The organism is Enterobacter sp. ku-bf2 (assembly GCF_001742765.1).
GTDB classification, from domain to species: domain Bacteria; phylum Pseudomonadota; class Gammaproteobacteria; order Enterobacterales; family Enterobacteriaceae; genus Enterobacter; species Enterobacter quasiroggenkampii.
The window spans coordinates 538,765-560,259 of sequence record NZ_MDVW01000001.1; the positions used below are offsets into that span (position 1 = coordinate 538,765).

Annotated in this window: 20 protein-coding genes; 10 read left to right on the forward strand and 10 right to left on the reverse strand. The window is 57.8% G+C overall.

The genetic code is table 11. The features are described from left to right. The first annotated feature begins 8 nt into the window (after window positions 1-8). The 4 genes from BFG58_RS02590 (at window position 9) to BFG58_RS02605 (ending at window position 3,008) form a co-directional block, all read left to right on the forward strand. A complete protein-coding gene (locus BFG58_RS02590) occupies window positions 9-896 on the forward strand; it encodes an ABC transporter substrate-binding protein (RefSeq protein ID WP_069719155.1) in 888 nt (295 codons plus the stop codon). Window positions 897-936: 40 nt separating this feature from the next. Next, window positions 937-1,554, forward strand: a complete 618-nt coding sequence (locus BFG58_RS02595) for a glutathione S-transferase family protein (RefSeq protein WP_069719156.1) — start codon at window positions 937-939, stop codon at window positions 1,552-1,554. Window positions 1,555-1,591: 37 nt separating this feature from the next. Next, complete coding sequence (gene pptA / locus BFG58_RS02600) at window positions 1,592-1,822, forward strand: tautomerase PptA (RefSeq protein ID WP_008501760.1); 231 nt, start codon at window positions 1,592-1,594, stop codon at window positions 1,820-1,822. A gap of 184 nt (window positions 1,823-2,006) precedes the next feature. Beyond that, window positions 2,007-3,008, forward strand: a complete 1,002-nt coding sequence (locus BFG58_RS02605) for a Kdo(2)-lipid IV(A) acyltransferase (RefSeq protein WP_069719157.1) — start codon at window positions 2,007-2,009, stop codon at window positions 3,006-3,008. 44 nt (window positions 3,009-3,052) lie between these two features. Here BFG58_RS02605 and BFG58_RS02610 read toward each other — a convergent pair whose 3' ends face one another. Beyond that, window positions 3,053-4,738: an NAD-dependent malic enzyme gene (locus tag BFG58_RS02610; RefSeq protein ID WP_069719158.1), complete on the reverse strand. Its 1,686-nt coding sequence runs from the start codon at window positions 4,736-4,738 to the stop codon at window positions 3,053-3,055. Window positions 4,739-5,152: 414 nt separating this feature from the next. On the opposite strand from BFG58_RS02610, the gene BFG58_RS02615 reads away from it, so the two are divergent. After that, complete coding sequence (locus BFG58_RS02615; protein ID WP_069719159.1) at window positions 5,153-6,484, forward strand: 2-hydroxycarboxylate transporter family protein; 1,332 nt, start codon at window positions 5,153-5,155, stop codon at window positions 6,482-6,484. Window positions 6,485-6,605: 121 nt separating this feature from the next. Beyond that, complete coding sequence (locus BFG58_RS02620) at window positions 6,606-7,247, forward strand: helix-turn-helix domain-containing protein (protein ID WP_048029846.1); 642 nt, start codon at window positions 6,606-6,608, stop codon at window positions 7,245-7,247. Here BFG58_RS02620 and BFG58_RS02625 read toward each other — a convergent pair. Beyond that, complete coding sequence (locus tag BFG58_RS02625) at window positions 7,240-7,539, reverse strand: helix-turn-helix transcriptional regulator (RefSeq protein ID WP_069719160.1); 300 nt, start codon at window positions 7,537-7,539, stop codon at window positions 7,240-7,242. The genes BFG58_RS02620 and BFG58_RS02625 overlap by 8 nt on opposite strands. A 160-nt stretch (window positions 7,540-7,699) precedes the next feature. Here BFG58_RS02625 and fusA point away from each other — a divergent pair, with 160 nt between their 5' ends. Then, on the forward strand, window positions 7,700-9,799 hold the full coding sequence (gene fusA / locus BFG58_RS02630) for an elongation factor G (RefSeq protein ID WP_069719161.1): 2,100 nt from the start codon (window positions 7,700-7,702) through the stop codon (window positions 9,797-9,799). A gap of 412 nt (window positions 9,800-10,211) precedes the next feature. Here the strand turns inward: fusA and BFG58_RS02635 are convergent, their stop codons facing one another. After that, on the reverse strand, window positions 10,212-10,784 hold the full coding sequence (locus BFG58_RS02635) for a flavin reductase family protein (protein WP_069719162.1): 573 nt from the start codon (window positions 10,782-10,784) through the stop codon (window positions 10,212-10,214). A gap of 108 nt (window positions 10,785-10,892) precedes the next feature. Here BFG58_RS02635 and nhoA point away from each other — a divergent pair, with 108 nt between their 5' ends. Then, window positions 10,893-11,738: an N-hydroxyarylamine O-acetyltransferase gene (gene nhoA / locus BFG58_RS02640; protein WP_069719163.1), complete on the forward strand. Its 846-nt coding sequence runs from the start codon at window positions 10,893-10,895 to the stop codon at window positions 11,736-11,738. A gap of 53 nt (window positions 11,739-11,791) precedes the next feature. Here nhoA and BFG58_RS02645 read toward each other — a convergent pair whose 3' ends face one another. Next, a complete protein-coding gene (locus BFG58_RS02645; protein WP_069719164.1) occupies window positions 11,792-12,385 on the reverse strand; it encodes a TetR family transcriptional regulator in 594 nt (197 codons plus the stop codon). 116 nt (window positions 12,386-12,501) lie between these two features. Here BFG58_RS02645 and BFG58_RS02650 point away from each other — a divergent pair, with 116 nt between their 5' ends. Together BFG58_RS02650 and BFG58_RS02655 are read left to right on the forward strand one after the other, a co-directional pair. Then, the gene (locus BFG58_RS02650) at window positions 12,502-13,989 is read left to right on the forward strand and encodes an MFS transporter (protein WP_069719165.1); all 1,488 of its coding nucleotides are present in this window, start codon (window positions 12,502-12,504) and stop codon (window positions 13,987-13,989) included. An 89-nt stretch (window positions 13,990-14,078) separates the two neighbouring features. Continuing rightward, complete coding sequence (locus BFG58_RS02655) at window positions 14,079-15,962, forward strand: potassium transporter Kup (RefSeq protein ID WP_069719654.1); 1,884 nt, start codon at window positions 14,079-14,081, stop codon at window positions 15,960-15,962. Window positions 15,963-15,997: 35 nt separating this feature from the next. Here the strand turns inward: BFG58_RS02655 and BFG58_RS02660 are convergent, their stop codons facing one another. Genes BFG58_RS02660 through BFG58_RS02685 form a run of 6 tightly spaced genes read right to left on the reverse strand, consistent with a single transcriptional unit; the run spans window position 15,998 to window position 21,489 of the window. Then, window positions 15,998-17,224, reverse strand: a complete 1,227-nt coding sequence (locus tag BFG58_RS02660) for a Zn-dependent hydrolase (protein WP_069719166.1) — start codon at window positions 17,222-17,224, stop codon at window positions 15,998-16,000. Next, a complete protein-coding gene (locus BFG58_RS02665; RefSeq protein ID WP_023619185.1) occupies window positions 17,221-17,703 on the reverse strand; it encodes an L-2-amino-thiazoline-4-carboxylic acid hydrolase in 483 nt (160 codons plus the stop codon). Before BFG58_RS02665 ends, BFG58_RS02660 begins: the two co-directional genes overlap by 4 nt. A gap of 17 nt (window positions 17,704-17,720) precedes the next feature. Then, window positions 17,721-18,878: a branched-chain amino acid ABC transporter substrate-binding protein gene (locus tag BFG58_RS02670; RefSeq protein ID WP_045908804.1), complete on the reverse strand. Its 1,158-nt coding sequence runs from the start codon at window positions 18,876-18,878 to the stop codon at window positions 17,721-17,723. A gap of 28 nt (window positions 18,879-18,906) precedes the next feature. Then, window positions 18,907-19,626 carry an ABC transporter ATP-binding protein gene (locus BFG58_RS02675; protein ID WP_069719167.1) on the reverse strand — a complete coding sequence of 240 codons (720 nt, stop codon included), beginning with the start codon at window positions 19,624-19,626 and terminating at the stop codon, window positions 18,907-18,909. Then, window positions 19,619-20,386 carry an ABC transporter ATP-binding protein gene (locus BFG58_RS02680; RefSeq protein WP_048029857.1) on the reverse strand — a complete coding sequence of 256 codons (768 nt, stop codon included), beginning with the start codon at window positions 20,384-20,386 and terminating at the stop codon, window positions 19,619-19,621. Before BFG58_RS02680 ends, BFG58_RS02675 begins: the two co-directional genes overlap by 8 nt. Further along, the gene (locus BFG58_RS02685) at window positions 20,383-21,489 is read right to left on the reverse strand and encodes a branched-chain amino acid ABC transporter permease (protein ID WP_069719168.1); all 1,107 of its coding nucleotides are present in this window, start codon (window positions 21,487-21,489) and stop codon (window positions 20,383-20,385) included. The genes BFG58_RS02680 and BFG58_RS02685 overlap by 4 nt, the downstream gene beginning before the upstream one ends. Between the last annotated feature and the right edge of the window lie 6 nt (window positions 21,490-21,495).

The following is a 21,495-nucleotide window of genomic DNA, read 5'->3' on the forward strand; positions in this document are numbered from 1 at the left end:
GAGCGCAGATGAAATATGGACTTCTGGCAGGACTGCTTTTTACGACGGCGAGCCACGCCAGCATCGATCTGAAAGCCAACGAGCAGCCGCTGCCGTTGACGGTGGATCGGCAGGCCGTGGCGAAAATCCCCGCCGGTTATAAATTCGTTGAGCCAGGTACGCTGACGGTCGCCGTCTCGATGCTGAACTCCCCGCCGCTGGCGCTGCTGGCCAGCGATAACCGCACGCGGATCGGCAGCGACCCGGATATTGCCCGCCTGCTGGCGGGCAGCCTGGGGCTGAAGCTAAAGCTGGTGCCGACGGCGTGGGAAGACTGGCCGCTGGGGATCGCTTCTGGGCGTTACGACGTGGCGCTGGTGAACATTGCGGTGACCGAACAGCGTAAAGAGAAGTTTGATTTTGCGACCTACCGCGTCGATTCGCTGGCGTTTTCGGTGAAATCCACCAGCGAGATTCAGTCAATCAAAAGCGCGGAAGATCTGGCCGGGAAAAGGGTGATTGTCGGCTCGGGTACCAATCAGGAGCGCATCCTGCTGGGCTGGAACGAAGAGAATAAAAAGGCGGGGCGGGCGCCTGCGCTGCCGGTCTATCTTCACGACGATGCCTCGGGCAATCTCTATATCCAGTCCGGCAGGGCGGATGTGTTCTTTGGTCCTCAGTCGGTTTCAGCTTACAAAGCGGCGCTCACCGGCAAAACCCGCGTGGTCGGTTTAGGGCCGAAGAAAGCTTATGTCGCCACCACGACCAAAAAAGGCAATCAACTGGTTTATGCCCTGCAGGCCGCGCTGAACGGTGCGATTGAGCGCGGAGAGTACCAGAAGGTGCTGGCGCGCTGGGGCGAGCAGGGCGAAGCGGTGGCGCAATCGGAGGTCAACCCGCCAGGGATAACATACTAATGGTGCTCTACACTTAGGATTTCACTCCTGAGGGGGCAACATGATTAAACTTTATGGCGTACCCGGCTGGGGCTCGGCAATCAGTGAGGTGATGCTGACCCTGGCTGATATCCCTTATCAATTCATCAACGTGGACGGGTTTGACCAGCCCGGTCCGCAGCGTGAGTTGCTGCACAAGCTCAATCCGCTGTGCCAGGTGCCGACGCTGGAGCTGGAAAATGGCGCCATCATGACCGAAACAGCGGCGATTGCCCTGATGGTGCTCGACCGGTGTCCCGATCTTGCTCCACCCGTGGGGCAGGCAGAGCGTCAGCAGTTTCAGCGTTTGCTCATCTGGTTTGTGGCCAACGTCTATCCCACGTTTACCTATGCAGACTATCCCGAACGCTGGGTGCCGGATGCGCCGGAACAGCTGCAGAAAAACTGCATCGAATACCGGAAATCTCTTTATTTGTGGTTCGAAAGCCAGCTTAAGGGTGCCCCGTTTGCGCTGGGGGAAAGGCTGACGCTGCTGGATGTGTATATTGCGGTAGCGCGCACCTGGGGGCCCCGTCACGCCTGGTTTGCCGAGAACACCCCTAAATTCACGGCGATTGCGGACGCCGTATGTCAGCGACCGGAACTGCACAAGGTGTTAAAGGCAAACAATATTATCTGATAACGTGGAACCCTCATTCACAACCGGAAGCCTGCACATGCCACATGTAGATATCAAATGTTTTCCCCGTGATTTGAACGACGAACAAAAAGCTGCCCTGGCGGCAGATATTGCCGATGTGATTATTCGCCATTTCAACAGCAAAGACAGTTCCGTGTCGGTGGCGTTGAAGCAGATCGCGCCTGAAGACTGGAAGGCGCAGGTCTGGGATACCGAAATTGGACCGAAGCTGGAGGAGCTTATTAAGAAGCCCGGGTATTCGATGTAATATCTTCTGCCGGGGAGCGAATAAATCCTCCCCGGCTTGTTTTCCCGTTTTTCGCAAAAATCGATAAAAATGCGTTTTGTCTTATCCGCTACACTTAACGTTTCTGGCTGACTTTTTATTCATCCTTAGGAAAGATCTTCAACAGAATCAATTAAGGACAGACACGTTAAAGGATAATTTTCTGATGACAAAATTACCCCGTTTTTCATTCGCCTTTCTTCATCCCCGTTACTGGCTAAGCTGGGCCGGCATTGCGGCTCTGTGGCTCATCATGCTGCTCCCTTATCCGCTTTTGTTCAGAATCGGTCATGGCCTGGGGCGACTGGCGATGCGCTTACTTCCTCGCCGCGTCGAGATTGCCCGCCGCAACCTGGAACTTTGTTTCCCGGAGATGAAAAAGGATGAACGTGAGTCATTGCTGCAGCGTAATTTTGAATCGGTAGGAATGGGGGTGATTGAAACCGGGATGGCATGGTTCTGGCCTGCGTGGCGGGTGAAGAAATGCTTTACCGTGCAGGGGTATGAGCACATGGAAAAGGCGAGGGCGCAGGGAAAAGGCGTGGTGCTGGTGGGGATGCATTTTCTGACGCTTGAGCTGGGCGCGCGGATATTTGGCATGCTCAACCCCGGTATCGGGGTGTATCGCCCTAATAACAATGCTCTGCTGGACTGGCTTCAGACGCGCGGACGTCTGCGCTCCAACAAAACCATGCTCGATCGCCATGATTTAAAGGGCATGATCCGCGCGCTGAAGCAGAATGAAATTTTGTGGTACGCCCCGGATCACGACTATGGCAAAACCAACAGCGTGTTTGTGCCGTTCTTTGCGGTGCCGGATGCCGCAACGACGGCGGGCAGCTATATGCTGGTCAAAAGCGCTAAGCCTGCCGTCATCCCCTTTGTGCCGCGTCGCAGGGCGGATGGCACCGGTTACGAGCTGATTATTCTGGAGGATATCAGTGAGGCGTTGCAGGGCGGCGATAAAGAAGCCGTGGCGACGCAGATGAACAGGGCAATTGAGCAGGCCGTACGCATGGCCCCAGAGCAGTATATGTGGCTGCACCGTCGCTTCAAAACGCGTCCTGAAGGGGTACCTGATCGGTATGCCCGTCTGAAACAGGCGGCAACTCGGGGTGATAATCTCTCCGCCAGCGATTTTTCTGACCGCTCAGGCATACATCACTAACACCACAGCGATGCCCTCACCGCAGGGTGAGGGCATGACCGGCGCTACAGCGCGGATCGGCGGTACGGCGCATAGTCCGCCTGCCACCAGGTCTTCTCGATACGCGCCATCAGGGTTTCATCATCTAACGATGGCGCTATGCCTTGTTCAATCGCGGCCCGGGCGACGGCAACGGCAATCTGGCGCGAGACCGTTTCAATCTGATCTACCGGCGGCAGCAATCCTCCTCTTTCTGTGGCCACCAGCGGAGACTGGGCGGCCAGGCTGCGGCTTGCTGCCATCAGCATCTCTTCCGTCACCCGGCGCGCGTTACAGGCCAGAACGCCAAGCCCAAGACCCGGGAAGATATAGGCGTTGTTACACTGGGCAATCTCGTAGTGCGCGTTCTCCCAGAATACCGGCGCGAACGGGCTGCCGGTGGCCACCAGCGCGGCCCCCTGGGTCCATGCGATGAGATCCTGCGGCTGGGCCTCCGCCCGCGACGTCGGGTTCGAGAGCGGCATGATAATCGGGCGCGGGCAGTGGCGATGCATCTCTTTGACGATCTCTTCGCTGAACAGCCCCGGCTGACCTGAAACGCCGATCATCACCGTTGGATGTGCGTTCTTCACCACGTCCAGCAGGGAAATATTCTTCGCGTCTACCTGCCAGCGGCTTACGGCGTCGCGCGCGGTAAGCAGGTTTTTCTGGAAATCGAGCAGGTTGGTCATGCCGTCGGTCAGCAGGCCGAAGCGATCGACCATGAAGATCCTGCTGCGGGCTTCCGACTCGCTCAGGCCGTCATCGACCATCAGCGCCACAATTTTTTCAGCGATCCCGCATCCCGCAGAGCCGCTGCCGAGGAAGACCACGCGCTGATCGCGAATGCGTGTGCCCGCCGCGTGGGCCGCTGCGATCAGCGTCCCCGCGGTGACGGCTGCCGTGCCCTGGATATCATCATTGAAGCAGCACAGCTGATCGCGGTAGCGCTGGAGTAGTCGGGTGGCGTTTTTCTGTGCAAAGTCTTCAAATTGCAGGAGAACGTTGGGCCAGCGCGTCTTAACCGTGCTGATAAACATATCCATAAACTCAGCATACTGGTCGTCGCTGATGCGCGGATGACGCCAGCCCATGTACATCGGGTCGTCGAGGTGTTGCTGATTATTGGTGCCGACATCCAGCATAATCGGAAGGGTGGAGGCCGGATGGATCCCTCCGCAGGCGGTATACAGCGACAGCTTGCCAATTGGAATGCCCATACCGCCGATACCCTGGTCGCCGAGCCCTAAAATGCGCTCTCCGTCCGTTACCACAATCACCCGAACGTCGTTGCGCGAGAAACTTTGCAGCATCTCATCAATACGATGGCGGTTAGGCCATGAAATAAACAAGCCGCGCGCGCGGCGATAAATCGTGGAGAAATGCTCGCAGGCTTCACCCACCGTCGGGGTATAGATAATCGGTAACGTCTCTTTCAGATGCGAACGCAAGAGGTTGTAAAAGAGAGTTTCATTGGTGTCCTGAATATTGCGCAAATAAACATGACGGGAAATATCGCTTTTAAAATGGCAGAACTGCACCCAGGCGCGCTCGGTTTGCTCTTCAATGGTTTCAACGTTATGCGGCAATAATCCATGCAGATTAAAATTATCCCGTTCTTCTTTAATAAAGGCGAGGCCTTTATTTAATAACGGATTTTCCAGCAGTACGGCGCCATTATAGGGCGTGTACAGAACGTCTTTACGAGACATGGTCAACTCCTGAATATTTAAACGAAACAGAAATAAGACGAGTAGAAACAGTGACTTTAAGGATGATAAAGGCACGGAGTTTTCTGTGTTTTGTTGGGGAGCTAATTTAGCGCTTAGCTAACGGATCAGGAGTGACAAGGTTCACATTCTTTCTGGTTTTATTAATTTCAAAAGAATTGCATTGAATGTCATGAATAACTTTAGTTACATAATAATGAATTAAATTATTTAAAAGGAAAGGGCTATTGTGTTCACATTTCTCTTTGGGGGGGTATGTTAATTTCACGCTGAGCCTGTTTTTAGAAAAGGCCACCAAAGTTTTTATTTTCTATTTAAGAACATTTATTTGAATCAGGAATAGTTTTTCGTTTATTCCGTTCTCTGCATATCCGAACACAAATTTCAGGTGATTATATGAAAGGTAATCCTGTACCGACTTCTGAGCTGTCGACCTCGCGTTTCGCCTTTGGGCTCAACAATACCGAGGTTGGCGCAGTCCCGTTGATGCTGTTCGTGGGGATTGCCGCGATTGTGGCGACGTCCGCCTGGGCAGGGCTGCTGCCGAAAAATATGATAGGCGGACTGGCGGTCATCATGACCCTTGGCTTTGCGTTTGCCAAAGTGGGGCGTCAAATCCCCGTGCTGAAGGACATCGGCGGCCCGGCGATCCTGTGTCTGATGGTGCCTTCCGTGCTGGTCTATTTTGGCGCATTCGGGAAACAAACCCTTGATACGGTGCATCTGCTGATGAAGGAGGCGAATCTGCTCTATTTCGTCATCGCCTGCCTGGTAGTCGGCAGTATTCTGGGGATGAACCGGGTGCTGCTGATCCAGGGCATGATGCGCATGTTTGTTCCGCTGGTGGCGGGAACATTGATGGCCGTGCTGAGCGGCCTCATTGTGGGAACGCTGTTTGGGTATACGCCTTACCACACCTTCTTCTTTATCATTGTCCCTATCATTGGCGGCGGAATTGGCGAGGGGATTTTGCCCCTGTCTCTGGCCTATTCGGCAATCCTGGGGCAGACGCCGGACGTCTACGTGGCGCAGCTGGCTCCCGCTGCGGTCGTCGGAAATATCTTCGCCATTATTTGTGCGGGCTCGCTGGCGCGTCTCGGGACGAAACGTCCTGCGCTTTCAGGAAATGGCATGCTCACGCGGAGTAAAGACGACGCCAGCCTGTTCGCCGGGGCGCCAGGCGCTCAGCAGACGGATTTTCATCTGATGGGCGGCGGATTGCTGATGGTGTGCGCGTTTTTCATCGTCGGAGGCTTGTTTGAAAAACTGGTCCACATTCCCGGCCCGGTGCTGATGATCCTGATTGCCGTCCTGTGTAAATACTTCAGGGTGATCCCGGCCTCAATGGAGCAGGGGGCGCACAGCTGCTATAAATTCGTTTCGGCTGCGCTGGTCTGGCCGCTGATGATCGGCCTCGGGATGCTATACGTGCCGCTTGAAAGCGTGGTGTCGGTCTTCTCGGTGGGCTATGTAGTGGTATGCGGATCGGTGGTGATTGCGATGGCGCTGAGCGGCTACGTGATTGCGTCGCGTCTGAATATGTATCCGGTGGAAGCGGCGATTGTAACCTGCTGCCACAGTGGGCTGGGCGGTACGGGAGATGTGGCCATTCTGTCCGCCTCCAACCGCATGTCGCTCATGCCGTTCGCGCAGATTGCGACGCGTATCGGCGGTGCCTCGACGGTCATTTTCGCCACGCTGCTGATGGGCTGGGTTATGGCGCACTGATTCGAAACCTCAGGATACTGAATCGCAACGACATTTACAGCGTGTCGCTGCGGTTCAGTCCTTTATAAAACTCACCGCGCTGTATAGAATTACCGCAGCCACAGCGACGGGATACCACACGATGACCGGAAGAGTTGATTATCAGATTGAAAAATATCTCCTGACCGAAGCCGCCGAACCGGAGCGCCTGACGCGCCAGTGGGCGGAGGTGCTGGAGGAGTGTCGTGAGCAACAGTCCGGTGCGGAGGATCGTCTGCGTCTCGCGTTGCTTAATGTGGATTACGTCACCAGCTTCGAGCTGCCCTTCAGGCTGCTTCTCACCCGCGCGCCCCAGTTGATTGACGCTGTCAGAAAAGAGCTTCAGCTCAGTCAGAAAAATGTTCTGTTTAACGGCAAGCGCTTTGGCTGCGTCTACAGCCTTAAACGGGATCTGGACGGCATACCTGACGAGTTTACCTATCACCTGAAGACGCGTATCCAGCGCAGTGACGCCACGGGTGCGACGGAAGCGTCTTACCGGCAAATTGCCCAGCAGGTGAAAGCGCCAAAGGAGCGCCTCAAACTGGCGCTGGAAAACGGGCTGTCTGTGACCGCGCTCGACGGGCTTTTCTGGTTTGGCATTCAGCGCATCGCGGCTGATGTACAACGGTTACGCAAAACAGGGATGCGGATCGTGACGTCCAACGCCGAGGTGTTCGATACGCTCACCAAAACAACCCGGCAGATCCCGGTCTATCGCCTGGAAGGGACTGAAATTACGTAACCTGCAGCAGGATCGCCATCAGCCCCGGAAAGCGGGTATCCAGATCGTCTCGTCGCAATGAAATCATGTTTTCGCGTCCCTGCGGACGCTGCCAGATGACCCCGCTGTCGCGCAATACGCGCCAGTGATGGGTCATCGTGGACTTCACCACATCTTCCGGGCGTAGCGCGTTGCAGCTGAGTTCGCTGCCATCGGCGAGCCGGCGAATAATCGACAGCCGGAGCGGGTTGCCGAGGGCAAAGAGCACATTTTCCAGCAGTATTTGTTCAGTTTCAGGGTGGTTAGGGATCATCGTTTTCCTGCGTATGGCGTCAGATTGAGCTATATCAACAATAGGTCAACCCTTAAAAAATAGTTCGATAATACTCGTACAATAGGACTATTATAGCAAACGAACAAATGCACGACCATCCTGGTCGTCACAAACATGTCATAGTGACTAAGGAAATATCATGCCCCGACCCATCCCTCTCGAACGTTATCGCAACATCGGTATCTCCGCGCATATCGATGCCGGTAAAACCACCACCACTGAGCGCATCCTGTTTTATACCGGGATGAGCCACAAGCTGGGTGAAGTACACGATGGCGCGGCAACCACTGACTGGATGGCGCAGGAGCAAGAGCGCGGGATCACCATTACGTCCGCGGCGGTTAGCTGCTTCTGGCCAGGCATGGACAGAGGCTATGAACCGCACCGGATCAACATCATTGACACCCCGGGGCACGTGGACTTCACCATTGAGGTGGAACGTTCCATGCGCGTACTCGACGGTGCCGTGATGGTGTATGACTCCGTGGGCGGCGTGCAGCCGCAGTCGGAAACCGTCTGGCGTCAGGCCAATAAATATCACGTTCCGCGTCTGGCCTTCGTCAACAAAATGGACCGTCCGGGTGCCGATTTCTTCCGCGTCGTGCGGATGATGCAGGAACGCCTGAAGGCCAATCCGGTGCCGATTGTCATCCCGGTGGGGGCCGAAGATCACTTCACCGGCGTGGTGGATCTGATCAAGATGCGCACCATTCTGTGGGACGACGCGACGCAGGGCATGGTGTTTACCTATGCGCCCGTGCCGGACGATTTGGTCAGTACCGCCCAGGAATGGCGGGAAAAAATGGTCTCTGCGGCGGCGGAAGCCAGCGATGAACTGATGGACAAATACCTGGAAACCGGCGACCTGACGGAAGCGGAAATTATCAAAGGGCTACGTATTCGCACCATTTCGGGGGAAATCCAGCCGATGCTGTGCGGCAGCGCGTTCAAAAACAAAGGTGTACAGCGCATGCTCGATGCGGTGATTGAGCTTATGCCGTCGCCGCTGGACGTGCCGGCCATTGATGGCGTGGATGAAAAAGGGCAGCACGCGGAGCGTCACCCGAGTGATGATGAGCCGTTCTCGGCTCTGGCGTTCAAGTTGATGAGCGACCCGTACGTCGGACAACTGACCTTTATCCGCGTGTACTCTGGCGTGCTGCGCAAAGGCGACGCGGTGTATAACCCGGTGAAAGGGAAGAAAGAGCGCATCGGGCGTATCGTGCTGATGCATGCCAACGATCGCCACGAGGTGGACGAACTGCGCGCCGGGGATATCGCGGCCTGCGTCGGGTTGAAAGACGTGACCACCGGTGACACGCTCACCGATCCGAACGCCGTCATTACGCTTGAGCGCATGGAGTTCCCGGATCCGGTGATTTCGCTGGCGATTGAGCCGAAAACCAAAGGCGATCAGGAGAAAATGGGCATTGCGCTGCAGCGTCTGGCGGCAGAAGACCCGTCTTTCCGCCTGCACACTGACGAGGAGTCCGGCCAGACCATTATCTCCGGGATGGGTGAGTTACACCTTGAGATTATCGTCGACCGCATGAAGCGTGAGTTTGGCGTCGAAGCAAATATCGGTCGTCCGCAGGTGACCTACCGTGAAACCCTGCGTAAAACGGTGAAGGATATCGAAGGCAAATTTGTCCGACAGTCCGGCGGTAAAGGCCAGTACGGCCATGTGGTGCTGAGCCTGGAGCCGCTGGAGCCCGGAAGTGGCTTTAAATTTGAAGATGCCACTAAGGGCGGCGTGGTGCCGCGTGAGTATATTCCGTCCGTTGAGAAAGGGCTGCGGGAAGCGATGAACAGCGGCGTGCTGGCGGGCTATCCGGTCGTCGATGTTAAAGCGACACTGACGTTTGGCTCGTATCACGACGTCGACTCCTCGGAGATGGCGTTCCGCATGGCGGCGATCCTCGGCTTTAAAGAGGGGGCCCGCAGGGCGGATCCGGTGATTCTTGAGCCGATCATGCATGTGGAGGTGGAAACACCGGAAGAGTACGCCGGTAACATCATGGGCGATCTCTCATCCCGACGCGGCATGGTGCAGGGGATGGCAGAGCAGTACGGCAGCCAGATTATCCGCGCCGACGTACCGCTGGCAGAGATGTTTGGTTATGCCACGACATTGCGTTCGATGTCCCAGGGACGCGCGGCGTATACGATGGAGTTCCATCATTTTGCGGAAGCCCCGCGGAATGTTGCGGATGAGATTATTTCACGGCGTGCGAAGTAGTACGTTCACCCTCTCCCTTGAGGGAGAGGGCTGGGTGAGGGGGAACATACGGCTGTGGAGGTTATTCCGTTCACTTTATGTTCCTTGCTATTCTGTAACGACAATTCCTGTGAACGTGCCAGGGCGGCTCAATCGCCGCCGCCCTGGCAACCCAGGCTCCCGGCGGTAAATCGCCGCTTCGCGGTGCCCTCAGCTTATTCCTTCAGGCTATCGGGTCGGGCATGAGCCTGCATCCCTGCAGGCCACACCCTCTCGGCGCATCCCTGCGCCTCGCCCCGGCCTTACGGAAACGCTTCGGCGATTTACAGCCGGACCAGGGCGTCGCTGAAAGCCTACAGCCATCATGAAAGCAACTTATTGCTTCTGCTTAAAAATTACTGGGCATGCCTCAGCCCATAGGGGACGGGTTTTCTCAATCCAGCGCCTTCACCATCTTCCCGCTCGCCACAAACGTCCCGGTCCCAAGATGATGCAGGGTATTGAGCTTATCCCCGTCAAACTGCCAGCGTCCGGCGATAAACGCCCGTTCATCCGCTGCCGCTGAAACCACTTCGCCAAACAGCGTGTCGTATTTCTCTGCCGCGGAGGTCACGGGTAATAACCGGCATTCCATCCACGCCAGGCATTTCTCTTCAATGACCGGCAGGCCGAGCGCCGGGCCATTCACCACCGGGATCCCATAGCAGTTGAATTTGTCCTCATCGCGCCCGCTGACGCTGCCGACCGCGTAAGTCCAGTTGGCCGCCGCCACGCCGGGGATAACGATGCCAAATTTCCCGCTGCGTTCGATCAGCTCGCGTGACCAGGTACTTTTGTCCACCACGATTGCGATGCGCGGCGGTTCAAACTCAACGGGCATTGACCATGCGGCGGCCATAACGTTACGTCTGTCCTGGCCTTCATCGCGGCTGGTGATCAGCACGGTAGGGCCGTGGTTCAGCAGACGGCTGGCATGACGTAATTCAACAGGGCGAAAGTGGCTCATAGGATCTCCTCATCTGTAACGATGAGTATGACGAAAAAGCACGTAAATCAAAGTGAGTGCGTAAAATTAGTTTATAAACAGAACATCACAATCAAAGGAAACTGATGTATGTCCCCATTCCTGACCGCCTACTTCGCTCGCATCGGCTGGACGCAACCGACACGGGTGGATATCGATACCCTGCGCGCGCTGCATTTACACCATAACTGTGCGATCCCTTTTGAGAATATTGACGTCGTGCTGCCGCGCGAAATCCAGCTTGACGATCGGTGCCTGGTCGACAAGCTGGTCACCGCCCGTCGCGGAGGATATTGCTTTGAGCAAAACGGCCTGTTTGAGCGGGTATTACGTGAAGTCGGGTTCACGGTGCGCAGCCTGCTGGGACGCGTGGTATTAGCGAGCCCGCCGCAAATGCCGCCGCGCACGCACCGCCTGCTGCTGGTTGAGCTTAACGGCGAGCGCTGGATTGCGGACGTGGGATTTGGCGGCCAGACGCTGACGGCGCCAATTCGTCTGCTCGCCAGTGAGGAACAGGAAACGCCGCACGGCCTGTATCGTCTGCTGAGCGAGGGTAACGACTGGGTGCTGCAGTTCCGTCACCACGAGCACTGGCAGTCGATGTACCATTTCGACCTGACGACACAGTATTTCAGTGATTACGTGATGGGGAATTTCTGGTCGGCGCACTGGCCGCAGTCGCACTTCCGCCATCATCTGCTGATGTGCCGCCATCTGCCGGACGGCGGCAAGCTGACGCTGACCAACTTCAACTTTACCCACTGGCAGAACGGTCATGTGGAGGAGCAGATCCACTTGCCGGATGCTGAGGCGCTTTACCAGTTGATGCAGAAACGCTTTGGGCTGGGCGTTGACGATCCTAAGCACGGTTTTTCACTCGCAGAATTGACGGCGGTGATGGCGGGCTTTGATACGCACCCTCAGGCCGGGAAATAATGCGCAAAGAGGTGGCTGTAGGCCGGGTAAGGCGTAGCCGCCACCCGGCAACATCACGGCTGAGACGGGGTAGTAAACAACTCGAGCGTGATTAACTTATCCAGATGGTTGTTAAACGCGGCCTCATCCATTTCGGGCATGTTTAAGATATACATCCCGTCAAGACCACACACCAACCCAATCAAGCGCCAGGCGATATTTTCCGCCCGATCGCCGGGACGAAATACTCCGGCCTCCGTTCCCGCGTTAATCAGCGCCACCGTTTCCTGATGCCACATCTCCATGGTCATCACATAGGCGCCCTTAATGTCGGCATCGCGGCTGGCCAGGATCTGCGCTTCACGCCAGAGACGAATATAAGGCTCGAACCTGCCGTCATCGCTGCCGAGCATGGCATGAAGCTGTTCCCGCCATCCGGCCTGTTCACCCGCAACATCCGCATCCAGCAGTTCGCGGATTAACCGTACAAAGGCCAGCGATTTTAACTCCCCGCCGGAGGTAAAATGATGGTGAACCTGTCCGGTCGCGACGCCGGCTTCAGCCGCAACGCGGCGTACCGTCATTGCCGCCAGTCCTTCGGCCAGCGCCACGCGCATGGCGGCCTGTAAGATGGCTTCGCGCCGTTCATCCTTGCTCAGATATCGCATCGTTACTCACTCTCAATGGGAACGAAACGAGTGTAACAAAAAGCTGGACACGCGTTCAACTTTACGTAGGATCGCAATCTGGACATGTGTCCAGGTTTAAAATGAAAAGGAAATTTATGTTTCGTCAGTGGTTAGCGTTAGTGATTATCGTGCTGGTGTATATCCCGGTCGCGATTGACGCGACGGTGCTGCACGTGGCGGCGCCAACATTGAGCATGACGCTGGGCGCCAGCGGTAACGAATTATTGTGGATCATCGATATCTACTCGCTGGTGATGGCGGGTATGGTGCTGCCGATGGGCGCCCTGGGTGACCGCATCGGTTTTAAACGGCTGTTGATGATCGGCAGTACGCTGTTTGGTCTGTCATCGCTGGCGGCTGCGTTTGCCCCCTCAGCAGGATGGCTGATCGCGGCGCGCGCCTCGCTGGCGATCGGTGCGGCGATGATTATTCCGGCCACCCTGGCAGGGATCCGCACGCTTTTTACCGACGCGAAAGATCGCAACATCGCGCTCGGCGTCTGGGCGGCGGTCGGTTCCGGCGGGGCGGCGTTTGGCCCGCTGATTGGCGGTATGCTGCTGGAGCATTTTTACTGGGGATCGGTGTTTTTAATCAACGTGCCGATCGTGCTGGTGGTCGTGTCCCTGGCCGCGCGTTTTGTGCCCCGTCAGCAGGGCCGCCCGGAGCAGCCGCTGAATATCAGCCATGCCATCATGCTGATTGTGGCGATTTTGCTGCTGGTCTACAGCGCCAAAACCGCGCTTAAGGGCGTACTGTCGCCGTGGCTGGTGGCCGCCGCGCTGGTTACCGGCTCGGTGCTGTTGTTTATCTTTGTGCGTATTCAGCTTCGTGCCCGCGTACCGATGATCGATATGCGTCTCTTCTGCCATCGCATTATTCTGAGCGGCGTGGTGATGGCGATGACCGCCATGATTGCCCTGGTCGGGTTTGAGCTGCTGATGGCCCAGGAGCTGCAGTTTGTTCACGGCTTTACGCCGTTTGAAGCGGGCATGTTTATGCTGCCGGTGATGGTCGCCAGCGGGTTCAGCGGGCCGATCGCGGGCGTGCTGGTTGGGCGATTAGGGCTACGCATCGTCGCGGCTGGCGGCATGGGGCTCAGCGCCGTCAGCTTTATCGGCCTGTCGACGCTCGACTTCAGCACGCAGCAGTGGCAGGCGTGGGGGCTGATGGTGCTGCTCGGCTTCAGTGCCGCCAGCGCGCTGCTGGCCTCGACTTCCGCCATTATGGCTGCTGCGCCGAAGGAGAAAGCCGCCGCCGCAGGGGCGATTGAAACCATGTCCTATGAGCTGGGAGCCGGGCTGGGGATCGCCATTTTTGGTCTGCTGTTGACCCGCAGCTTCTCGGCGTCGATTGACCTGCCGCAGGGGCTGAATGCCTCGCTCATCGATAAAGCCTCGTCATCGATTGGGGAAGCGATGAAGGTGGCGCAGGATCTGACGACGTCCCTGGCGGAGCCGGTGATTGAGGCGGCGAAAAGTGCGTTTATTACCTCCCACAGCGTGGCGCTGGGCAGTGCGGGCGGCATGCTGCTGTTGCTGGCAGTGGGGATCTGGTTCAGCCTGGCGAAGGTCAATCCGCAGTAAACCGCGTGGTAAAACAGGGGCAGCGGTTGGCGCGGGCGGGGCAGATGAGCTATGTTTTTTAAAGGATTATCTGACTCTTGCTGGAAAATATGAGCCCGCGCCACAGCAGTGAACCGTCCCAACCTCTCTCCCGGTTAACCCTGCTTGCAGGGGGCGCGCTGGGTGTTGTTTTTGGTGATATCGGCACCAGCCCGCTTTATACCTTCCGGACTGTGCTTTCGCTCTCTGAGCATGACCCGACGCCCGACGTCATCCTGGGCCTGCTCTCCCTGATTACCTGGACGCTCATCCTGGTGACCTCCATCAAGTATGCCGCCTTCGCCATGCGAATTGATAATCATGGCGAGGGGGGCATTATGGCCCTGATGTCGCTTCTGGTGGAAAAAGGCAAAGGCGGTCGCTGGGTCATTTTTGCCGCCCTCATCGGCGCCGCGTTGATATACGGTGACGGCGCGATAACCCCGGCCATCTCCGTGCTTTCCGCCCTGGAAGGGCTGGAGATGGTCATTCCGGAGTCCCAGCCGTACATCTTACCCCTCACGGTTGCGGTGTTGCTGGCGCTGTTCCTGATCCAGCCTTTTGGCACCGCCCGCATAGGGAAGATATTTGGCCCGGTGATGGCGCTGTGGTTCCTGGCGATTGCGGCCCTGGGCGTGCGGGGGATCGTTCAGCACCCCTCGGTATTGTTGGCCCTTAATCCTGCTTACGGCATCGCGTTTTTGTTTTCGAACGGGTACACCAGTTTTCTGGTCCTGGGGGGCGTATTTCTCTGCGTGACGGGGGCCGAGGCGCTGTACGCCGACATGGGGCATTTCGGTAAAAAGCCCATCTGGTTTGCCTGGTACGGCGTCGTCTTTCCTTCGCTGCTGCTCAACTATGCTGGTCAGTCAGCGCTGATTCTGGCCGGTGCCGACAGCAAACAAAATCTATTCTATACGCTCTGTCCGCCAGCGCTGCAGGTGCCGCTCATCATTCTTGCCGCGCTGGCGACGATCATTGCCAGTCAGGCGATTATTACCGGCGCTTTTTCCATGACGCGTCAGGCGATTCAGCTCGGCTGGTTACCCCGGCTACGCATCAAACAGACGGCGGCAGAAAGCTACGGTCAGATCTATATCGGGATAATAAACTGGATGCTGATGGTGGTGACGATAGGGCTGGTGGTGTTCTTTAAATCCTCCGACAAGCTTGCCGCGGCGTACGGCATTGCTGTGTCGTTAACCATGCTGATGACGACAGGACTGCTGTTTGTCGCTATGCGGGAAGTATGGCGCTGGAGCCTGTTCAGCAGCGGGATCATCGCCCTCTGTTTCCTGACGATCGATGCCACCTTCTTATTTGCCAATTTGATTAAGGTCCTTGAGGGCGGCTACATCCCGCTGCTGATGGCCGCCGCCATTTGTACGGTGATGCTGATCTGGCATCGCGGCGTGCAGGCGGTATCCGCGTCGGTGGGCGAGAAGGGCGTCAGCGTGGATGCGTTCTTTGCCCAGCTTCAGCAAAAGACGGTGCCCAGAGTGACGGGCTCTGCCGTCTTTTTGACCCGCACGCAGAACAATATCCCACCGGTAATGCGCTGGCATGTCGCGCGAAACCGGGCGCTACAGCAGGACGTGTTGTCGCTGACCATTGATATTCTTAACGTGCCCTACGTCGGAGAAGAGCAGCGTATCAGGGTGGAGCAGCGCGCGCCGGGCTACTGGCACGGCGTGGCGCAATATGGCTTTATGGAACACCCGGACATCCCGCGTTTGTTGCAGGGCGTCAGCGAGATTAACGCAATTTTTGCCACGGACGACGCCACCTGGTATGTCGGACATGAAACCATTGTGGCAGGCGAAGGCGGGGCCGGTATGGCGGCCTGGCAACGACACATTTTTGCCTTCATGAAGCGCAACTGCACGCACGTCATCAACCACTACCACCTTCCCAGCGATCGGGTGGTTGAAATCAGCCGCCGCGTTGCCGTCTAGCGTTGCGCGAAAGCAGGGGCTGCTTTCGCGCCGTTCTAGCTCTCCTGGGCCGCGGACAGGACGCTGTGCAACAGCACGTTCGCCCCTTTCTCGGACCACTCAGGGAGGATCCTTTCCGCTTCGTTATGGCTGATGCCTTTCACGCAGGGGATAAAGATCATGCTGGCAGGGGCAATGTTACTGACATAGCAGGTGTCATGTCCCGCACCCGAGACCATCGGTTTTGACGAATAGCCCAGTTCTGCCACCGCCTTCTCCGTGCGAGCCAGACATTTTGCATCAAACGCGATGGGCGCGTAGTCAAAAATGCGATCAACGAGAGCCGACACGCCGCGCAGGCTCAGGCTTTCAGCCACCTTATGCAGCGCTGCCTCCATGGCTTCCAGTGCCGCCTGCGCCGGATGGCGAAACTCCACGCTGCATACCACGCGAGACGGCACGACGTTGCGCGAGTTTGGCGTAACCTGCGCCATACCGATCGTCGCGCGTCCGTCCGGCGCATGCCGATAGCCAATCTCTTCCACCTTCAGCGCCAGCTCCGCGAAGGCGGTCAGCGCGTCGCGGCGGCTGTGCATCGGCGTGGTGCCCGCGTGGGCGGCAAATCCGTCCAGCGTCAGGGTAAACCAGCGCTGGCCCATTGCCGCGTGGACGAGCCCGATATCCAGGGCTTCGTCTTCCAGAATCGGTCCCTGTTCGATGTGCAGCTCGTAGCAGGCGTGAACCGGAAACGCGCGGGCAGGGGCTTCACCCCGGTAGCCAATGCTATCCAGCGCTTCACCCACGGTGATGCCATCGTGATCGGCGCGGGCATGAGCGTACGCTTCGCTAAACTGCCCCGTCCAGACCCCTGAAGCGAGCATGGCTGGCGCGAAGCGCGCGCCTTCTTCATTGGTCCAGTTAACCAGCACGATGTCACGCTCCGTCTCAACGTGATGGTCATTGAGGGTACGCAGCAGCTCCAGCCCGGCCAGCACGCCGTAAACCCCGTCGTAGTTCCCCCCCAGCGGCTGGGTATCCACGTGTGAACCGGTCATGACCGGGGCAAGCTGCGGGTTTTTTCCCGCGCGGCGGATAAACATATTGCCCATGCTGTCGACGTCACAGGTAAAACCGGCGTCCAGCGCCCAGTCGCGCAGCAGGTTACGCGCAACACGATCTTCCTCGCTTAATGCCAGACGGGTGACGCCACCGGCGGGCGTGCCGCCGATCTGCGCCATCATCTCAAGCGTTGACCACAACCGTTCGGCGTTGACGCGCATCATGGCTTGTCCTTGCTGCTGCGGTAGCGGAAATCACAGCACGCGCCGCCCTGCATAATGGTAGTGGTGCGGGTTAGCTCAACGTCCGGCGCATAGCCAACGATGAATTTTTCATCGCGCGCGCAGGAGAGCAGGTGGCCAATCTCGCCCAGCCCCATCTCGTGGTACATCTCCGCGTAGCGACAGCGGGTCACGTTGTAGTTGTACTGCTGGTCGTCGGCGTCGATCACCTTCACCTCCAGGGCGTTATCTTTCTCCCACAGATACTGCAGGGCGATAAAGCTCTTGATGTTCGCGCCGTTGGGTTCTTTGCTGGCAAACGCTTTGCCAGCGTCAATCGCGGCCTGCTCAATGGCCTCGCCAATCACCGCCTGGGCGCGGGCTTTCCCTATCTCGCGCACCAGGATTTCATAAATTGGCTTAATAATTTCGGCTTCAATTTTGCGGCGGGCGAGAATGCCCAGCTCGTTATTATCACTCATCACATTGCCTCGCTGCGTTACTTCGCTTTTGCGCCGCCCAGCACGGTCTGCGGCTGCCATTTGCCGTCGACAACTTTGTAGACCGTGAACGACGGCGATTTCAGGTTGCCCTCTTTATCGAACGCGATCTGCCCGGTGACGCCGGAATAGCTGATGGCGCGCAGGGCAGGCAGATACGCGGAAGGCTCAACGGAGTCTGCTTTTTCCATTGCCGCAACCAGCACGCGGGTGGCGTCATAGGCGAACGGGGCGTGCAGTTCGATATGGGTGTGGTAGCGGGACTGATAGGCCTGCTCGAATGCCTTTCCACCCGGCATCTGGTCAACGGGCAGACCCGGCTCCAGCGCCACAACGCCTTCGCCTTCTTTCTGCGCCAGCTTGAGGAACGTCTGGCTGACGAATCCGCCTGCGCCCATCAGCGTGGCATTCATGCCCAGCTGTTTGATGCGGCGAGCCAGCGGTGCGGCCTGGCTGTCGACGCCGCCGAAGAAGATCAGATCGGCGTTTTTACTGCGGATAGCGGTCAGTACGGCGCTGAAATCGACCGTTTTGTCATCCACGTACTGACGATCGACAATTTTCACGCCCTGGGCTTCCAGCGATTTAATAAACTGGTCTGCAAGCCCCTGACCAAATGCGGTGCGGTCGTCGATCACCGCAATGCGTTTGGCTTTCAGGGTATTGACCGCATACTGACCGGCGAGCTGGCCGCCGTCATCGTCGTGTCCCATCACGCGGAAGCTGGTATCAAAACCTTGTTGCGTATAGGCGTGACCGGTCGCGACTGGTGCCACCTGGGCGATGCCTGCATCGTGATAAATGCGGGCCGCAGGAATGCTGGTGCCGGTGTTCCAGTGGCCGACCACGCCCGCCACATCGCTGTCCACCAGACGCTGCGCGACGGCCACGGCGGTACGCGGGTCGGACTGATCGTCTTCGGACTGCAGTTTGAAGGTGACCGCTTTGCCGCCGATAGTCGGGTGCTGCTTATTAATGTCGTCAATGGCCAGCTGCGCGCCGTTCTCCAGATCTTTCCCGATACGGGCTGATGGGCCGGTCAGCGGCCCCGCCAGACCGATGACCACGGTTTCGCTGTCAGCGGCCCACGTGGCCGTCGAGGCAAAGCTGCCGAGGAGAATAGCGGCGCTGAGCGCACTGATTTTTACTGTTTTCATTGTATTTCCCTGATGTTGGCTGGTGTGGTTAAACGGGCATTTCGCCCAAATAAATCTGTGCAATCTGGTCGTCGTTAAGCAGCGCAGTCGATTCGCCATGATGAACAATGCTGCCGCTGTCCATCACCCACGCGCTGTCGGTCACTTCCAGCGCGAGCCGGGCGTTTTGTTCAATAAGCAGCAGGGCGACACCGCGCTCACGCAGCCCGGCGATCACGGCAAAAATGTTCTCGACCATTTTCGGGGCAAGGCCCATCGAGGGCTCGTCGAGGATCAGCAGACGTGGGCGGCTGAGCAGGGCGCGGTTAAGGGCCAGCAGCTGTTGCTCACCACCGGACAACAGCCCGGCAAGCTGATGCTGGCGTTCACCCAGACGCGGGAAGCGCTCGAATATCTCGTTCATTTCGCGTTTAACGGTGACAGTGTCACGCCTTAGCCAGGCGCCCATCTGCAGGTTTTCCAGTACCGTCATGCGGGAGAAGATCCCGCGGCCCTCCGGGACCATCACCAGTCCGTCGCGAAGCAGGGTCTCCGGGCTCTGTTTACGCACCGCTTTACCGCTGAATTCAATACTGCCGCTAAAGCTTTCCAGCCCGGTAATGGCGCGTACGGTGGAGCTTTTCCCCGCGCCGTTCGCGCCGATCAGCGTAGCCTGTTCGCCCTCGCGCAGGGTAAAGGAGACATCGCGTACGGCCTGAATGCCGCCGTAATGCACGTCCAGACGTTCTACCTTCAGTAATTCAGACATGGGCGTTGCCTCCAAGCCAGGCGGCGATCACTGCCGGGTCGCGCCGCACGTTTTCCGGCGTGCCGCTGGCAAGCGTTTTGCCGTAATCAAGGACCGTCAGGCGATCGCAGATGCCCATCACCAGCTTGACGTCATGCTCAATCATCAGCAGGGTTTTGCCGTCATCACGGATGCGGATGAGCAGCTCGCCGAGCGCCACTTTTTCCGCCGCGTTCATCCCGGCGGCGGGCTCGTCCAGCGCCAGCAGCAGCGGATCTGTTGCCAGCGCGCGGGCGATTTCCAGGCGACGCTGATGGCCATAGGCCAGATCGCAGGCGCGATAGTGGGCGAACTGCGCAATGCCGGTATAGTCCAGCCAGTGCCAGGCCAGTTCGCGGGTCTGTTTCTCTTCCTCACGGGCGCGTTTGTGGCGGCTCAGCGCGGCCCACAGGCCGTTACGGGTGCGAACGTGGCGGCCCACCATCACGTTTTCCAGTACCGACATGTCGTTGAAGAGGCGCACGTTCTGGAAGGTGCGCGCAATCCCGGCGGCGGTCACTTTCTCTATGTGTTTTGGGAAATAGGGCTTATCCGCTATCGAAAACTCGCCGCTGTCCGCCGGATAAAGGCCGGTGATGAGGTTAAAGCAGGTGGTTTTTCCCGCGCCGTTGGGGCCGATCAGCCCGTAGATCTCGCCTCTGTTCACGGTTATCGAAACGTCATCTACAGCAGTCAGCCCGCCGAAGCGTTTTGTCATGTTGCGTACGGTTAACAGGCTCATGCCTTCGCCTCCTTGTGGCGTACCGGCCAGATCCCGGACGGGCGTACCAGCATGACCAGCACCAGTGCCAGACCGTAAAACAGCTGGCGCAGCACTTCCGGGTCAATCAGCACCGTACCGAACAGCGCCTGCTGAACCGGCGCTGCCTGGCTGCGCAGCAGTTCCGGCAGGGCGGTAAGCAGTACCGCGCCCAGGATCACGCCCGGAATGTTCCCCATGCCGCCCAGCACCACCATGGCCAGTACGGCAATCGATTCCTGTAACGTGAAGGACTCCGGGGAGACAAAGCCCTGAAACGCGCCGAAAAGCGCACCCGCCACGCCGCCAAAGGAGGCGCCCATCGCAAAGGCGAGCAATTTATAGTTACGCACGTTGATGCCCATCGCGCGCGCCACATCTTCATCCTCGCGGATGGCGTGCCAGGCGCGACCAATGCGGGAATGCTGCAGGCGCAGGCAGACAAAAATAATCGCCACAATGACCAGCATCAGCAGGTAGTACCACAGCCACAGGGCAGGCACTTTGAAACCAAACCAGTGGAATACGCCGCTGAACTTCAGGCCGAACAGGTTCAGCGTATCCACCCCGGTAATGCCCTTAGCTCCATTGGTAATGTTTACCGGACGGTCGAGGTTACGCATCAGGATGCGGATAATTTCGCCAAAGCCGAGGGTCACTATCGCCAGGTAGTCCCCGCGCAGCTTGAGCGTAGGAGCACCGAGTAAAATCCCGCAGACTGCCGCGACGAGGGCGGCCAGCGGAATAATGAGCAAATACGAGGTGTGCAGCCCGCCCGGGAACCAGACGCCGAGGATCGGAAACACCTCCAGCAGGTGTGGGGAGGCCATCAGTGCCGCGAGGTAGGCGCCGACCGCGTAAAAGGCGATAAAGCCCATGTCCAGCAGGCCGGTATAGCCGACCACAATATTAAGCCCGAGCGCCAGCATGATGTAGAGCAGAGCGAAGTCGATGACGCGCACCCAGTAGTTGCCGCCAAGCTGCGTGGCCACCACGGGAGCAATCAGCAGCGCAAGGCAGAACAGGCTCATGCCTGACCAGAATTTGCGTGTCGTCGTCGGGGTCTGGAGTTGAAGTGTTGTCATGGTATT

Excerpts from the sequence above, each read along its gene's own strand:
- BFG58_RS02635 (WP_069719162.1), bottom strand. The coding sequence starts at position 10,784 with ATGAGCCACTTTCGCCCTGTTGAATTACGTCATGCCAGCCGTCTGCTG.
- BFG58_RS02590 (WP_069719155.1), top strand. The coding sequence starts at position 9 with ATGAAATATGGACTTCTGGCAGGACTGCTTTTTACGACGGCGAGCCAC.
- BFG58_RS02610 (WP_069719158.1), bottom strand. The coding sequence starts at position 4,738 with ATGTCTCGTAAAGACGTTCTGTACACGCCCTATAATGGCGCCGTACTG.
- BFG58_RS02675 (WP_069719167.1), bottom strand. The coding sequence starts at position 19,626 with ATGTCTGAATTACTGAAGGTAGAACGTCTGGACGTGCATTACGGCGGC.
- BFG58_RS02685 (WP_069719168.1), bottom strand. The coding sequence starts at position 21,489 with ATGACAACACTTCAACTCCAGACCCCGACGACGACACGCAAATTCTGG.
- BFG58_RS02645 (WP_069719164.1), bottom strand. The coding sequence starts at position 12,385 with ATGCGATATCTGAGCAAGGATGAACGGCGCGAAGCCATCTTACAGGCC.
- nhoA (WP_069719163.1), top strand. The coding sequence starts at position 10,893 with ATGTCCCCATTCCTGACCGCCTACTTCGCTCGCATCGGCTGGACGCAA.
- fusA (WP_069719161.1), top strand. The coding sequence starts at position 7,700 with ATGCCCCGACCCATCCCTCTCGAACGTTATCGCAACATCGGTATCTCC.
- BFG58_RS02595 (WP_069719156.1), top strand. The coding sequence starts at position 937 with ATGATTAAACTTTATGGCGTACCCGGCTGGGGCTCGGCAATCAGTGAG.
- BFG58_RS02665 (WP_023619185.1), bottom strand. The coding sequence starts at position 17,703 with ATGAGTGATAATAACGAGCTGGGCATTCTCGCCCGCCGCAAAATTGAA.
- BFG58_RS02620 (WP_048029846.1), top strand. The coding sequence starts at position 6,606 with ATGACCGGAAGAGTTGATTATCAGATTGAAAAATATCTCCTGACCGAA.
- BFG58_RS02660 (WP_069719166.1), bottom strand. The coding sequence starts at position 17,224 with ATGATGCGCGTCAACGCCGAACGGTTGTGGTCAACGCTTGAGATGATG.
- BFG58_RS02680 (WP_048029857.1), bottom strand. The coding sequence starts at position 20,386 with ATGAGCCTGTTAACCGTACGCAACATGACAAAACGCTTCGGCGGGCTG.
- pptA (WP_008501760.1), top strand. The coding sequence starts at position 1,592 with ATGCCACATGTAGATATCAAATGTTTTCCCCGTGATTTGAACGACGAA.
- BFG58_RS02650 (WP_069719165.1), top strand. The coding sequence starts at position 12,502 with ATGTTTCGTCAGTGGTTAGCGTTAGTGATTATCGTGCTGGTGTATATC.
- BFG58_RS02605 (WP_069719157.1), top strand. The coding sequence starts at position 2,007 with ATGACAAAATTACCCCGTTTTTCATTCGCCTTTCTTCATCCCCGTTAC.
- BFG58_RS02670 (WP_045908804.1), bottom strand. The coding sequence starts at position 18,878 with ATGAAAACAGTAAAAATCAGTGCGCTCAGCGCCGCTATTCTCCTCGGC.
- BFG58_RS02655 (WP_069719654.1), top strand. The coding sequence starts at position 14,079 with ATGAGCCCGCGCCACAGCAGTGAACCGTCCCAACCTCTCTCCCGGTTA.
- BFG58_RS02615 (WP_069719159.1), top strand. The coding sequence starts at position 5,153 with ATGAAAGGTAATCCTGTACCGACTTCTGAGCTGTCGACCTCGCGTTTC.
- BFG58_RS02625 (WP_069719160.1), bottom strand. The coding sequence starts at position 7,539 with ATGATCCCTAACCACCCTGAAACTGAACAAATACTGCTGGAAAATGTG.